This is a genomic window from Pseudarthrobacter sp. B907, from assembly GCF_040137805.1.
Lineage (GTDB): Bacteria > Actinomycetota > Actinomycetes > Actinomycetales > Micrococcaceae > Arthrobacter.
Window position 1 is genome coordinate 75,945 of the sequence record NZ_JBEEQE010000003.1, and the last position, 13,759, is coordinate 89,703.

The window sequence follows — 13,759 nt, forward strand, 5'->3', positions numbered from 1 at the left end:
GAATAGGAACCATGACTTCCAGCCACCCTCGCAACGAGGAACTTTTCGACCGCGCCCGCCGGCTGATGCCCGGCGGCGTCAACTCGCCGGTCCGGGCCTTCGGCTCGGTGGGCGGCACCCCGCGCTTTATGGTCTCCGCCAAGGGCCCGTACCTGACCGACGCCGACGGCGCCGAGTACGTCGACCTGGTCTGCTCGTGGGGCCCGGCCCTGCTGGGGCACGCCCACCCGGCCGTCCTCGCGGCGGTCCACGCCGCCGTCGACCGCGGGCTCTCCTTTGGCGCCTCGACCCCGGATGAGGCCAACCTCGCCGCGATCGTCCAGGAACGCGTCCCGGCCGCCGAGCGCGTCCGGATGGTCTCCACCGGCACCGAGGCCACCATGACCGCCATCAGGCTGGCCCGCGGTTACACCGGGCGCAACCTGGTGATCAAGTTCGCAGGCTGCTACCACGGCCACCTCGACGGCCTCCTCGCCGCCGCCGGCTCCGGCCTCGCGACCCTCGCGCTGCCCGGCTCGGCCGGCGTCACCGCCGCCACGGCCGCCGAGACCCTCGTGCTGCCCTACAACGACCTGGCCGCCGTCGAAGCCGCCTTCGCCAAGCACGGCGAGAGCATCGCCGCAGTCATTACCGAGGCCGCACCCGCCAACATGGGCGTGGTCACCCCGGGCGAGGGCTTCAATGCGGGCCTGGCCCGGATCACCCGCGAGCACGGCGCCCTGCTGATCCTCGACGAGGTCCTCACCGGCTTCCGCACCGGCTACTCGGGCTACTGGGGTCTCACCGGCGGGGCGGCCGGCGCCGCCGAGCCCTGGGCCCCGGACCTGTTGACCTTCGGCAAGGTGATCGGCGGAGGCATGCCGACGGCGGCCCTCGGCGGCCGCGCCGACGTGATGGACTACCTCGCCCCGGTGGGCCCGGTCTACCAGGCCGGCACCCTCTCCGGGAACCCGGTGGCGATGGCCGCCGGCGTCGCGACCCTGACCCACGCCACGCCCGAGGTCTACTCGTTCGTCGACGCCCGGTCGCTGGAACTCTCCGCCGCCCTGTCCTCGGCCCTGGACGCGGCCGGCGTGGACCACTCGATCCAGCGCGCCGGGAACCTGTTCTCCGTGGCCTTCGGCACCTCGGCCCGCGGCGTCCACAACTACGACGACGCCCAGGCCCAGGAAGTCTTCCGCTACGCGCCGTTCTTCCACTCGATGCTGGATTCCGGGGTTTACCTGCCGCCGTCGGTGTTCGAGGCCTGGTTCCTCTCCGCCGCCCACGACGACGCCGCGATGAACCGGATCTTCGACGCCCTGCCGGCCGCGGCGAAAGCCGCAGCGGCCGCGACGGCCTAGGCACGCCGGCGGCCGTGGGCGCCGTCGTCGTCGTCGTCGTTAAACACTTTCGGCACCCGCCGCAGCGGGTGCCGAAAGTTGTTTAAGGCGGGGCCTATTTAATGCAGGCCTAGAAGGCCGGGGTCACGTCGCCGTTGGGCCATTCCTTCGCGATGAAGGCCTTGACCTCGGGGGAGTGCAGCAGCTCGTCGAGCTTCTTGATCCGGACGTCGTCCTTGGAATCTTCACGCCAGGCCAGGAAGTTGGCGTAGGGGTTGTTGTCCACCGACTCGACGGCCAGGGCGTTCTTGGTGCTCAGCCCGGCCTTGAGGATGAAGTTGCCGTTGATCAGGGCCAGGTCCACGGAGGGGTCCTTGAGGTCGTTGATCAGCAGTTCCGGCTGGTTCTCGGAGAACTTCAGCTTCTTGGGGTTCTGTGCGTCGCTGAGCGTCAGCACCGAGGTGTCGTCCTTGATGTCCTTGACCAGGCCGGCGACCTGGAGGACCTTGAGGGCGCGGACCTGGTTGGACGGGTCGTTCGTGATGGCGACCTTGGCACCGTCCTTGATGTCCTTGATGTTCTTGACCTTCTCGGAGAACGCGGCGTAGGGCTCGATGTGCACGCCCGCGCCGTGGCCGAACTTGTAGCCCTTGGTCTTGACCTGGTCCTCGAACCACGGCAGGTGCTGGTAGAAGTTGGCGTCCAGGGAGCCGTCGCTCAGCGCGGTGTTCGGCGTCTGGTAATCCTCGATCTCCTTGATTTCCAGCTTGAGGCCGGCCTTGGGGGCGAGCTCCTGGTTGATGAATTCAAGGATCTTGGCGTGCGGGACCGGGCTGGCGCCGACCTTGAGCGTCGCCGGCTTGGCCGGGTCCAGGGTCGTGACCTGGGCGCTGGGGGTGGACGAACCACCGCAAGCCGTCAGCGCCAGGGCAGTGACAATGCCTGTGGCCAGGAGGGTGAGTGACTTACGCATTCGATGCGTTCCTTTCGAAAAAGGCGGAGAGCACGACGGCGGGGCCGTGGTCCGCGCAGATGCAGAGGGCGGCTACCCGCTGCAAGACTGGGATGGTTGTTCCTGGGTCAGCGGTGGTCGAGGCTGCGGGAAATCCGCTCGCCCACGAGTTGGATGACCTGGACGAGGACGACGATCAGGACGATGGTGACGATCATGACCGTGACGTCGAAGCGCTGGAAGCCGTAGTTGTAGGCCAGCTTGCCGAGGCCGCCGCCGCCGACGAGGCCGGCCATCGCGGAGTAGCCGACGAGGGTCACCACCGTGGTGGTGGTGGCCGCAACGAGGGCTGGCAGGGATTCGCGCAGCATCACCTTGTTGATGACCTGCATGGTGGTCGACCCCATCACCTGGGCGGCGTCGATCTTGCCGTGGTGCACATCGCGCAGGCAGGATTCCACCAGCCGGGCGAAGAAGGGGATCGTGCCGATGGAGAGGGAAACCGAGGCCGCGATCGGACCGAGGCTCGTCCCGGTAAGGGCCCGGGCCAGCGGGATCAGGGCCACCATCAGGATGGCGAACGGGATGGAGCGGGTGATGTTGACGATCACGTCGCTGAGGATCCGGTTGGTAACGGGCATCGGACGCAGGCCGCCGGGGGCGGTGACGTGCAGGAACACGCCCAGCGGCAGGCCAATCAGGACGGTGAAGAACGCGGAGATGCCGACCATCTGGAGGGTCTCCACGATCGCGTCGGGCAGGGCCTTGGCCAGAACGGGGTTGCCGAAAATGTCGTTCATTAGTTGGCTCCTTCTTCCGCCGGAGCAGCATCGGCGGCCACGCGCTTGGCGCTGATGCCGCGCTCGTGCAGGTAGCGCAGGACGGCGTCGACGTCGGCGCCTTCGGCGAGCTGGACACGGAGGTGGCCGAACTGCTGGCCGCCGAGTGTCTCGACGCTGCCGGCGAGGACGTTGAAGTCCATGTTGAAGTGCCGTGCGACGCCGGTCAGCACGGGTTCCTTGGCGCTGTCGCCGGAGAAGAGGATTTCCAGCACCGGCCCGCGCTGCAGCGCCCCGTGCAGGGGTTCCGAGGGCGGCAGCGGCAGCAGGGCGCGGGCGAGCTTGCTGTCCAACTCACCGGCAACGTCCTGCAGCGCTCCGTGTTCGATAATGCGGCCGCGGGAGAGCAGCGAGACGGAGTCACAGACACGCTTCACGACGTTCATTTCGTGGGTGATGATCAGCACCGTGAGCTGCAGCCGCCGGGTGAGGTCACGGATCAGGTCCAGGATCTCTTCGGTTGTGGCGGGATCCAGGGCCGAGGTGGGCTCGTCGCAGAGCAGCACCTCGGGGTCCGAGGCGAGGGCACGGGCAATGCCGACGCGCTGGCGCTGGCCGCCGGAGAGCTGGGACGGGTAGGCGTTCTCGAAGCCCTCGAGCCCCACCAGCCTGAGCAGCTCGGCCACCCGGGCCCGGATCTTGTCCTTCGGGGTCTTGACGAGTTCGAGCGGGTGCGCCACGTTGCCGGCCGCGGTCCGGGAGTCCATCAGGTTCGCATGCTGGAAGACCATCCCGATGCGCCGCCGCGCAGCACGGATCTCCGAGTCCCGCACGGAACTGAGTTCGGTGCCGTCGATGCTGACGGACCCGGAGGTGGGGCGGTCCAGCAGGGTCAGGCAGCGCACCAGCGTCGACTTGCCGGCGCCGGAGTGGCCGATAATCCCGTGGATCGAACCCTTCGGCACGGCCAGCGTGACGCCGTCGAGCGCCACCACTTCCTTCTTGCCCTGCCGGTAGACCTTGCGAAGGTCGGTAACTGTGATCATTTATCCCTTGGCGGTTGCGTCTGGGCGCGACATAACACACGCCCTCTTCTGAACTAAATTATGTCAGCGGCGCCAAAAGGCATCCACTTACGCATCACGTTCGTCACAAAGGGAAATGGGGTGAAGATAATTCTGTGTATGGGCCCGGCGGGCGGGATTGGTGCCGGGTGCGGTTCCGGCCGCGGAATCCCGCACGGCATGACCGGGCGGCAGTCCCGGGCGAACACGCTGTGATCTCCGTCCCAGCGGGTTGCCGGGAAAGCCGGCGCCGGGCTAGAAGTCGCCCCGGCTGGCGTCCTCGGGCGGCAGGACCGGCCAGTCGCCCTCGATCACGGCGGCAGGCTTGGTCTTGCGCAGGTAGCTTTGGAAATCAGCGGCCTGCGCGGAGGCCCACTCGACCTGCAACTGGTGGAGATGGCTGGCCGGCATCCGCAGCTTGGGGAATTTTCCTGCCATCGCGTCGAGCACCCGCAGGGTCGCCAGCGCGTCCGCCGCGGACGTGTGGGCATTGTCGAGGCCGACGCCGTACTCCTCGCAGAGCGCGGTCAGCGTCCGCTTGCCCTTGCGGTACCGGTCCACCTGCTTGTTCATGATGTACGGGTCCAGGACCGGAAAGCGGCTGAGCTGGGGGACACCGTAGCGGGCCGACTCGGCGGCCAGCACAGTGAAGTCGTAGCTGGCGTTGAAGGCAATGACCGGCACCCCGGCGTCGAACAGCTCCTGCAGGACCGCCGCCAGCTCCCGGGTCACCTCTTCGGCAGGCCGGCCCTCGCGGCGGGCCTGCTCGGTGGTGACGCCGTGGATATCGCTGGCCTCGGTGGGGATCTCCACCCCGGGGTCGGCCAGCCACTCGTGTTCCTTGATGACCGAGCCGTCGGCGTCCACCACGGTCACCGAGGCGGTCACGATCCTCGCAGAGCGCGAGTTCCGGCCGGTTGTTTCGAGGTCGAATGCTGCGCGGGGAAGGGTGTGCCAGGTGCTCATGCTTCAACGCTACCTGCTGCCGCCGACAGTTTTGCGCTGCCCCGCAGAGCCCCGGGATAACCGGCGATACCCGGCAACATCGGGCAAGGCCCGGCGCTGCCGGCGGCGCCCGGACACCGGCCGGCAACGGTAACCTTGGTCCATGCGGACGGAGTATGTGGAGGCGGTGCTGGAACTCGCGGCGATGGTGCCGGCGGGCACCGCCGTCGCCTACGGTGACGTGGCCGAACTCCTCGGCGCGGGCGGCCCCCGCCAGGTCGGCTCGGTGATGAGCCACCACGGCAGTGCCGTCCCCTGGTGGCGGATCCTTAAGGCCAACGGGGACGCCCCGCCCGGCCACGAACGAGAGGCCCTGGACCTCTATCTGGCCGAAGGCACACCGCTACACGGCAGCTATCTGGAGTACCAGCGCACCGGGGAGGGCCGCTGGCGGGTTGACCTGGCGGCGGCCCGCTGGGCGCCGACCGAGGCGGAGTTCGAGCAGATCGACGCCCTTGCCGAGCGCCTCGAGCGGGAGCCGCACACATTGTCGGTCCCCACTGATGAAATGTCCGTGTGAGTAGCCCCAGCCAAACCCGTCCCGGCAAGAGTGCACCGCACCGCGCCGGCCTGCGCCTGCTGCCGCCCCGGACGCAGCACAGCGCCGTCCCGGTCCTGTCCTCGGACCAGCGGGCCGCCGTCGACGTCGCGCACGGTTCCGGCCCGGTGCTGGTCCCGGGAGCGCCGGGCACCGGCAAGTCCACGGTCCTGGTCGAGGCCGCGGTCCGCCGCGCCCAGCGCGACGGGCTGGACCCGGAGCGGATGCTGATCCTGGCCCCGGGCCGGCTCGCCGCCGACGCCCTCCGGGACCGCTTCACCGCGCGCCTGGACCGCAGCCTGAGCACGACGCCGGCGCGGACCTGGGCGTCGTATGCTTTCGATCTGATCCGGCGGGCCAAGGCCGAAGGGATCCTGCCGCTGCCGCGCGCGCCGAAGCTCCTCTCAGGGCCCGAACAGGACCTGATCATCAAGGAACTCCTCGAGGGCCACGCCCAGCCCGGACTTGAGCTGCCCTGGCCCGAGGACCTGGGCGCGGCGCTGCAGACCCGAGGCTTCCGGCAGGAGGTCCGCCAGCTCTTTGACCGGATCATCGAGTCCGGGCGGACCGCCGCGGACCTCGCGGACCTCGCCCGGCGCTGCGGCCGGCCCGACTGGACCGCCGCGGCGGCCCTCTACGCCGAGTACCGCGACGTCCTGGACCTGCGGATGCCCGAATCCTTCGACCCGGCCGGGATCATCACGGCCGCGCGCCAGATCTTCCAGGACGCCCCGGACTTCCTGGCCGCCGAGCGCGACCGGCTCCAGCTGATTCTCGTGGACGACATCCAGGAGGCGAACCCGGCAGTCTTTGAACTGCTCGCGGACATCGCCGCGGGCAAGGACGCCATCGTCACGTCCTCCCCGGACACCGTGGTGCAGGGCTTCCGCGGCGCGCGGCCGGACCTGGTGGCCGAACTGCCCCGGCTGCTCGCCCCGGTCGGCGGTACCGTGCTGGAACGGCCGCTGTGGACCGCGCACCGCCACACCCCCGCCGTCGCGCAGGCCTGGCGGTCCGTCGCGGAGCGGATCTCGCTGCGCTCCGGCGGCACCTCGGCGCGCCGGCTCGAGCACCCGGCCCCCGGTCACGACGGCGCCCGCGACGGAGTTGTTGAGGCGCACCTGCTGCCGTCCCCGGTGCACGAACTGCGCTACGTGGCGCAGCGGATCCTCGAAGCCCAGCTCAACGACGGCCGGGACCTGGGCGAAATTGCCGTGATCGTGCGCAACGGCGGCCAGCTCAGCCAACTGCAGCGCCACCTGGCCGGCCAGGGCATCCCGGTCCGGATCCCGGTCGCCGAGTCCGCGGTCCGCGACGAAGTGGCCGTGCTGCCGCTGCTGGACGCCTACGCCGTGGCCCTCGATCCGGCCCGACTCAGCCCCGAAGCCGCCGTCTCGCTGCTGACCTCCCGGATCGGCGGCGCCACCTCGATCGAGCTGCGCCGGCTCCGCCAGTCCCTGCGGCGGGAAGAGTTGCTGGGCGGCGGCGGCCGCACCAGCGACGCGCTGCTGGTGGAGGCCCTGCTGGAACCGGGCGCCCTTGCCACCCTCGGCATCGAGGGGCACTCCGCCCGCCGCGTCGCCCGGATGATCCAGGCCGGCCGGGAAGCCGCCGGGGCGCCCGGCGGCAACGCCGAAACCGTGCTCTGGGCGCTGTGGCACTCCACCGGGCTCGCCGGACGCTGGACCGAGGCCGCCCTGGCCGGCGGTGCGGCCGGGGCGCGCGCGGACCGGGACCTCGATGCCATGATGGCGCTGTTCCACACGGCCGAACGGTACGTGGACCAGCTCCCCGGCTCGGGGCCGGAGCAGTTCCTCGAGTACCTGCTCAGCCAGGAACTGCCGATGGACACCCTGGCGGCGCGGGCGCAGCTCGAGGACGCGGTCGAACTCATGACGCCGGCCAGCGCCGCGGGACGCGAATGGCCCGTGGTGATTGTGCCCGGGCTCCAGGAGGGCGTGTGGCCCAATACCCGGCTCCGCGGCGAACTGCTCGGCAGCACGCTCTTCGCCGACGCCGTCGAACACGGCGTCGAGTACGCCCTGCAACTCGATCCGCTGAGCCGGCTCCGCGAGATCCGCTACGACGAGCTGCGCAGCTTCTCCACCGCCGTCTCCCGCGCCCGGGAGGTGCTGATCTGCACCGCCGTTTCCTCGGAGGACGAGCAGCCCTCATCCTTCCTGGACTACGTCTCGCCCCTGCACCCGGACCAGGACCGGCGTGGCTTCACCCCGGTGGAGCGGCCGCTGACCCTGCGCGCGCTGGTCGCCGAACTGCGCCAGTACGCCCAGCTCGACGGCGGGTCTCCCGAGGCGGCCGAGGCCACCGCCGTCCTCGGGGCCCTGGCCGCGGCCGAACCCGCCGTGCCCGGCGCCCACCCCGAGAGCTGGTGGGGCCTCGCGCCGCTGTCCTCGACCGAGCCTGTGGTGCCGCCAGGCAGCACCGTCTTCGTCTCGCCCTCCAAGGTCGAAACTGTGCACAAGTCGCCGCTGGACTGGTTTGTCCAGGCCGCCGGCGGCGAGGCCGCGACGGATTTCGCCCGCAGCCTGGGCACCCTGGTCCACGCCATCGCGCAGGACCTCCCGGACGCCTCCGGCGGGGAATACGTGGCAGAACTGGTCAAACGCTGGCCCTCGCTCGGGATGAAGGACAACTGGGAGGGCAAACTGGACTTCCAGCGGGCAGAGACGATGGTCCGCAAGCTGGCCCAGTACGTGCTCGTGATGCGCAGTGAGGGGCGGAGCTTGGTCGGCGTCGAGCAGGACTTCGAGGTGAAGCTGCCCGATGTGGCCGCGCCGGATGCCCCCGCCGGGGACGAGGCCTGGCCGGCCCGTCCGGCCGTGCTCCGCGGCCAGGTTGACCGGCTGGAGATCGACGCCGACGGCCGCCTGGTGATCGTGGACCTCAAGACCGGCAAGCGCCAGCCCGGCAAGACCGAGCTGGAACGCCACCCGCAGCTCGGCGCCTACCAGGCCGCCGTCCTCGCCGGAGGGTTTACCGGGCCCGACGACGGCCCGCCGCCATTGCCCGGCGGTGCCGTTCTGGCCCAGCTCGGCACCAGTACCAAGAGCCCCGGCGTGCAGAGCCAGCCGCCGCTGGACCCGGACGCCAACTGGGCGCTGGACCTGGTGGGCGAGGCTGCGCGCGTTATGTCCGGCAGCACCTTCGAAGCCCGCCACGACCCCGCCAAGGGCGGTCACGGCGGCCACGGCTGCAGGCTTCCGGAAGTCTGCCCGCTGTGCGCACGCGGAAAGCAGGTCACCGAATGAGCCTTGAGTCCAGGACGCCGGCAGAGACACCGGACGCGCTGGCCGAGGCGGGGCCGGATGCGCTCCCCGAACCCCGGTTCAGCCCCGAGGAGCTTTCGGCGATGCTGGGGGAGAAGAACACCCCCACCGCCGAGCAATCGCTGATCATCTCCTCGCCGCTGGCGCCCCGGCTGGTCATCGCCGGTGCAGGGTCCGGCAAGACCGCCACCATGGCGGACCGGGTGGTGTGGCTGGTCGCCAACGGCTGGGTCCGGCCGGAGGAAGTGCTGGGCGTGACCTTCACCCGCAAGGCGGCCGGTGAACTCGCCACCCGGATCCGGGCCAAACTTGCCGCCCTGGGCCGGATTGCCGCGGCCGACCCGGAGCATAAGGTCTTCCCAGAAGGGCTGCTGAGCACCGACGCGCTGGAACCCAAGGTCTCCACCTACCACTCCTACGCCAGCGGCATCGTCTCCGACTACGGGCTGCGGCTCGGCGTGGAGCGCGATGTGGTGCTGCTCGGCGGAGCCCAGTCCTTCCAGCTCGCGAGCGGGGTGGTGGAGGCGTTCGACGGCGACTACCAGCATTTCCGCTCCGCGAAGTCCACCCTGGTCAAAGCCGTCATCCAGCTTGCGGGGGAGTGCGCGGAACACTTGCAGGACCCCGCCCAGGTCCGCGGCTGGCTGCTGGCGAGGGCCGCCGAGTTCGAGGCGCTCCCGTATGTCGCCACGGCCAATAAGAACCCCAGCCAGGCCGCGGGGGAGCTCAGCGCGCTGTTGCGTACCCGCGCCAGCGTCGCGGACATGGTGGGCCGCTACGCTGAGGCCAAACGGGCCCGCGGCGCCCTGGACTTCGGCGATCTCGTGGCGCTCGCGGCCAGGGTGGCCAGCGAAATCCCCGTCGCCGCACAGACCGAACGCCAGCGCTACAAGGTGGTGCTGCTGGACGAATTCCAGGACACCTCGCACGCCCAGCTCGTGCTGTTCTCCCGCCTTTTCGGCGACGGCCACGCCGTCACCGCTGTGGGCGACCCCAACCAGTCCATCTACGGCTTCCGCGGCGCATCCGCGGGCCAGCTCTTCCACTTTGTCCGCGAGTTCCCGGTCCGGGTGGACCCGGTCGACGGCGGCGACGCCGGCGGGGGCCCGCCGAAGTTCGCCGTCGCGCCGACGTCATACCTGACCACGGCCTGGCGCAACGGCCGGAACATCCTCGACGCCGCCAACGTGATTTCCGCCCCGCTCAGCAAGGCGGCAGCCCACGCGGGCGCCGCCGGCGCCCGGGACAGCGCGGAGTCCGTGGCGGTCCCGCCGCTGCAGCCCAGCCCCGCCGCGGTCCAAGGCCGCGTAGTCATGGGCCGCTTCGGCACGGACGAGGACGAGGCGGCGGCCGTCGCCGCGGACGTGCTGAAGTTCCGCCGGACCGACTTCGACGCCGGAAAGGCGGAGGACCCCGAACCGCCGGCGATGGCTGTGCTGTGCCGCCGCCGTGCCCAGATGGAGTGCATCCGCCGCGAATTCGAAGTCCGCGGCATTCCCTACGAGATCGTGGGCCTCGGGGGCCTGCTGGACACCCCCGAAATCGTCGACCTCGTGGCCACCCTCCGGGTGCTGGCGGACCCGGGCCGCTCGGACTCCCTGATGCGGCTGCTCGCCGGCGCCCGCTGGCGGATCGGCCCTGCCGACCTGATGGCCTTCCGTGACTGGTCGAGCTTCCTGGCGCGGCGCCGCGGCCGCCCCGGAGGCGGCGACGCCGACACCGGCGCCGGCGCTGACATCGACGTCGAGAGTGACACCGCCGAAACCGTCATCGAGGGCGACCTCACGGACGCAGCGAGCCTCGTCGAGGCGCTGGACTGGCTGCCCCGGCCCGACTGGACCTCGGCGCACGGCCGCCGGCTGAGCCCCGAAGCCCATCACCGGCTGCAACGGCTCTCGGCCGAGCTCCGGCAGCTGCGCAGCTTTATGGGTGATGACCTCAGCACCCTCCTCGGCGAGGTGGAACGCGCAATGCTGCTGGACATCGAGGTCGCCGCCCGGCCCGGCATCAGCATCCACCAGGCCCGGCGCAACCTCGATGCCTTCCAGGACGCCGCCGCGGGGTTCCTGCACACCTCCCAGCGGGTGGACGTGCTGGCGTTCCTGGCCTGGCTGGAGGCCGCCGCCGCGGAGGAAAACGGGCTCGACGCCGCCGCCCCGGAGGTTAACCACGAAGCCGTCCAGCTGCTGACCGTGCACGCCTCCAAGGGGCTGGAATGGGACGTGGTGTTCGTCCCGGGCCTCAACGCCGGGGCCTTCCCGAGCAGCCGGGATTCCCGCTGGAGCAGCGGCTCGGCCGCGCTGCCCTGGCCGCTGCGCGGGGACCGCGCCGACCTTCCGCAGTGGGACCTGGAGCACCCGGACCAGAAAGGCTGGCTCGACGCCGAGAAGGACTTCAAGTCCGCCGTCCAGGCCCACGGCGAGGCTGAGGAACGGCGCCTGGCCTATGTGGCGTACACCCGCGCAAAGCATGTGCTCTGGGTCTCCAGTGCGGCCTGGGTCGGTTCCCGGGCCGGGCTGGCGGAGATGTCGCCGTTCCTGGCTGAACTCGAGGCCCTGACCGCGGCCGGCGCGGCGGAGATCCACCCGCTTTCCGTCGCCGAGGATGCGCTCCCGGAGGAGAGCCCGCTGACGTCCGAGCTCGAGCTGGCACTGTGGCCGTATGATCCGCTGGAAGGCCCGGTCCACCCGCGAACCGGGGCGCGGCTCCGGCTGGTTCCGGGCCGCAGGGCCGCCATGGAGGCCGCCGCCGCACGGGTGCTGGAGCGGCTGGACCGGCCCGACGCCGGCGAGCTGCCTGCACCGGCGGCGGCCGGGGCGCGGCAGCTCCGCGGGCCGTCCGGCGGCTGGGCGCAGGAGGCGGCCACCCTGCTGGACCGGCGCTCCCGGCGGACCGCCGGCCAGGACGTGCACCTGCCCGGCCACATTTCCGCCTCCACCCTGGTGGACCTCGACGACGACGCGGCTTCCGTGGTGGCGAGGCTACGGCGGCCCGTGCCGCGCGAACCCGGGATGTCGGCCCGCAAGGGTACGGCCTTCCATGCCTGGGTCGAGGAGTACTTCGGCACCTCAGGGATGCTGGACCTGGGGGAGGCCGCCGGCTCGGATGATCACATTGACGAGGCGTACGGTCTGGACGCCATGGTGGAGACCTTCCGCCGGTCCGAGTGGGCCCATCGGGCGCCCGCGCACGTCGAGGTGCCGGTGGAGACCCGGATCGGCGAGGTGGTGGTCCGCGGGCGCATCGACGCTGTCTTCCGGGACGCCGACGGCGGCTGGGACCTTGTGGACTGGAAGACCGGACGCCGGCCCTCGGCCGGCGAGTTGAAGACCAAAGCCGTGCAGTTGGCCGTCTACCGGCTGGCTTGGTCCCGTCTCAAAGGCGTCCCGCTCGAGGACGTCCGCGCAGCGTTCTACTACGTGGCCGATAACCAGGTGGTCCGCCCGCACGATCTGGGGTCGGCGGAACGGCTGGAAGAAATCGTCGCCGCGGCCCTTGGGCGGAGCGCAACACCCTGACGGCGTGCGTTAGTCCTGCTTCGCCGGAACCACCGTGAGGGCCGTCGTCGAGGTGTCATCCGCCGCGGCCGGCGTGGCGGGGAGCGGGCTGGCGGCCGGGACGTCCCCGGCGTCGGGCGCCCCGGCACCGGCTTCTGTGCCGTCGTCGGCTGCGCTGATGCCGGCTGTGCCGGAGTCCTCGTCACGGGGGATCGGCGTGACGTGGACGGCTGCTACTGCACCGCCGGCACGCAGCGGGTCCGGTTCGGACGCCGGCCCCTCGGTCTCCGGGGCGATCGGCTGGACGGTCACGGCCGGCTGGGGCAGCGGTTCGACGCTGATGGGCTGCCCGCCGTGCTCGGCGACGTCCTCGGCCAGCACCGCAAGCATGGATTCCGCTTCGTCGGTCATGTCCTGGTTTCCGGCCGCGAGCCCCTTGACCAGGTACTGCGCGAGGGCGAATTCCGCGGACAGCGCGGCGCGGCGCAGCAGGTGGGCGTCGGGCGCCTCCCGGCGGCTGGAGGAGTAGTGCGAGATCACCGTGTCCACAAAGTCCTGGTCATTGGACGCGACCAGCCAGGCCATGTCGTCGGCCGGGTCCCCGATGCGCAGGTCCGTCCAGCCGGTCACAGCGGTGACCCGTTCGCCGTCGACCAGGAGGTTGTCCTCGTGGAGGTCGCCGTGCACCACGCTGGGGTTGAAGCGCCACAGCGATACGTCCTCCAGCGCGTGTTCCCAGCGTCGCAGCAGCAGTGGCGGGATCTTGCCCGTCGTGGCGGCCTGGTCGAGTTCGTTGAGCCGGCGCTGGCGGAACTCGTTGGGCGTGTAGCTGGGCAGGTCGGCGTTGCTGACCAGCGAGTGCGGCAGGTCGTGGATGGCCGCGAGGGCGGCACCGACTTCCTTGGCCAGCGCCGCGGAGCCGTCGCTGAGGTCTTCCACGGAACGGGTGGCCCCGGATAGGTGGGAGTAGACGAAAGTGCTGAGGGATCCCTGCCGGACGGTGCCGGCCACGGTGGGCATCAGGAACGGGAGTTCGGCACGGATGCCGGGAGTGAAGGCACGCAGCACCAGGAACTCGGTTTCCAGGCGTGCACTCGCCTCGGCGTGCCGGGGTGAACGCACCCGCCAGCGTTTGCCTTCGGTGTCCTGGAGAAGGGCGGAATCGAAGTCTGCCGGATCGTCGGGCGCGGAGCTCACGGCAGTCGGAGTCAGGCCGGGGACTGCCGCCGTTGCTACCGCTGCCAGTTCGATTGGTTTTCTTCTCACGCTTCCACGGTAGAGTGAGCCGCGCCCAAGACCGCGATGCATCACGGCG

At 70.7% G+C, this 13,759-nt stretch carries 9 protein-coding genes; 4 read left to right on the plus strand and 5 right to left on the minus strand.

What is annotated here, in order from left to right; translation table 11 throughout:
• Nucleotides 1-11 precede the first annotated feature (11 nt).
• Nucleotides 12-1,343 (plus strand): glutamate-1-semialdehyde 2,1-aminomutase, encoded by a 1,332-nt coding sequence (hemL, locus tag ABLI39_RS03415; RefSeq protein WP_349412007.1) that lies wholly within the window; start codon nucleotides 12-14, stop codon nucleotides 1,341-1,343.
• Nucleotides 1,344-1,452: 109 nt separating this feature from the next.
• On the opposite strand, the gene ABLI39_RS03420 is transcribed toward hemL, so the two are convergent.
• From ABLI39_RS03420 to ABLI39_RS03435, 4 genes are all read right to left on the minus strand, one after another.
• Nucleotides 1,453-2,295, minus strand: coding sequence for a MetQ/NlpA family ABC transporter substrate-binding protein (locus ABLI39_RS03420; RefSeq protein ID WP_349412008.1), 843 nt, complete (start codon nucleotides 2,293-2,295; stop codon nucleotides 1,453-1,455).
• 107 nt (nucleotides 2,296-2,402) lie between these two features.
• Nucleotides 2,403-3,074 (minus strand): methionine ABC transporter permease, encoded by a 672-nt coding sequence (locus ABLI39_RS03425; protein WP_349412010.1) that lies wholly within the window; start codon nucleotides 3,072-3,074, stop codon nucleotides 2,403-2,405.
• Complete coding sequence (locus ABLI39_RS03430; RefSeq protein WP_349412012.1) at nucleotides 3,074-4,099, minus strand: methionine ABC transporter ATP-binding protein; 1,026 nt, start codon at nucleotides 4,097-4,099, stop codon at nucleotides 3,074-3,076. The genes ABLI39_RS03425 and ABLI39_RS03430 overlap by 1 nt, the downstream gene beginning before the upstream one ends.
• 273 nt (nucleotides 4,100-4,372) lie before the next feature.
• Entirely contained in the window at nucleotides 4,373-5,083 is a 711-nt protein-coding gene (locus tag ABLI39_RS03435; RefSeq protein ID WP_349412014.1) for a 3'-5' exonuclease, read from the minus strand.
• 142 nt (nucleotides 5,084-5,225) lie between these two features.
• Between ABLI39_RS03435 and ABLI39_RS03440 the strand changes: the two genes are divergently transcribed.
• The 3 genes from ABLI39_RS03440 (at nucleotide 5,226) to ABLI39_RS03450 (ending at nucleotide 12,465) form a co-directional block, all read left to right on the plus strand.
• Complete coding sequence (locus ABLI39_RS03440) at nucleotides 5,226-5,642, plus strand: MGMT family protein (RefSeq protein ID WP_349412016.1); 417 nt, start codon at nucleotides 5,226-5,228, stop codon at nucleotides 5,640-5,642.
• The gene (locus ABLI39_RS03445; RefSeq protein ID WP_349412018.1) at nucleotides 5,639-8,929 is read left to right on the plus strand and encodes an ATP-dependent helicase; all 3,291 of its coding nucleotides are present in this window, start codon (nucleotides 5,639-5,641) and stop codon (nucleotides 8,927-8,929) included. The genes ABLI39_RS03440 and ABLI39_RS03445 overlap by 4 nt, the downstream gene beginning before the upstream one ends.
• Before the next feature lie 101 nt (nucleotides 8,930-9,030).
• Nucleotides 9,031-12,465, plus strand: coding sequence for an ATP-dependent helicase (locus ABLI39_RS03450; protein ID WP_349412202.1), 3,435 nt, complete (start codon nucleotides 9,031-9,033; stop codon nucleotides 12,463-12,465).
• Nucleotides 12,466-12,474: 9 nt separating this feature from the next.
• On the opposite strand, the gene ABLI39_RS03455 is transcribed toward ABLI39_RS03450, so the two are convergent.
• On the minus strand, nucleotides 12,475-13,710 hold the full coding sequence (locus ABLI39_RS03455; RefSeq protein ID WP_349412020.1) for a macrolide 2'-phosphotransferase: 1,236 nt from the start codon (nucleotides 13,708-13,710) through the stop codon (nucleotides 12,475-12,477).
• Between the last annotated feature and the right edge of the window lie 49 nt (nucleotides 13,711-13,759).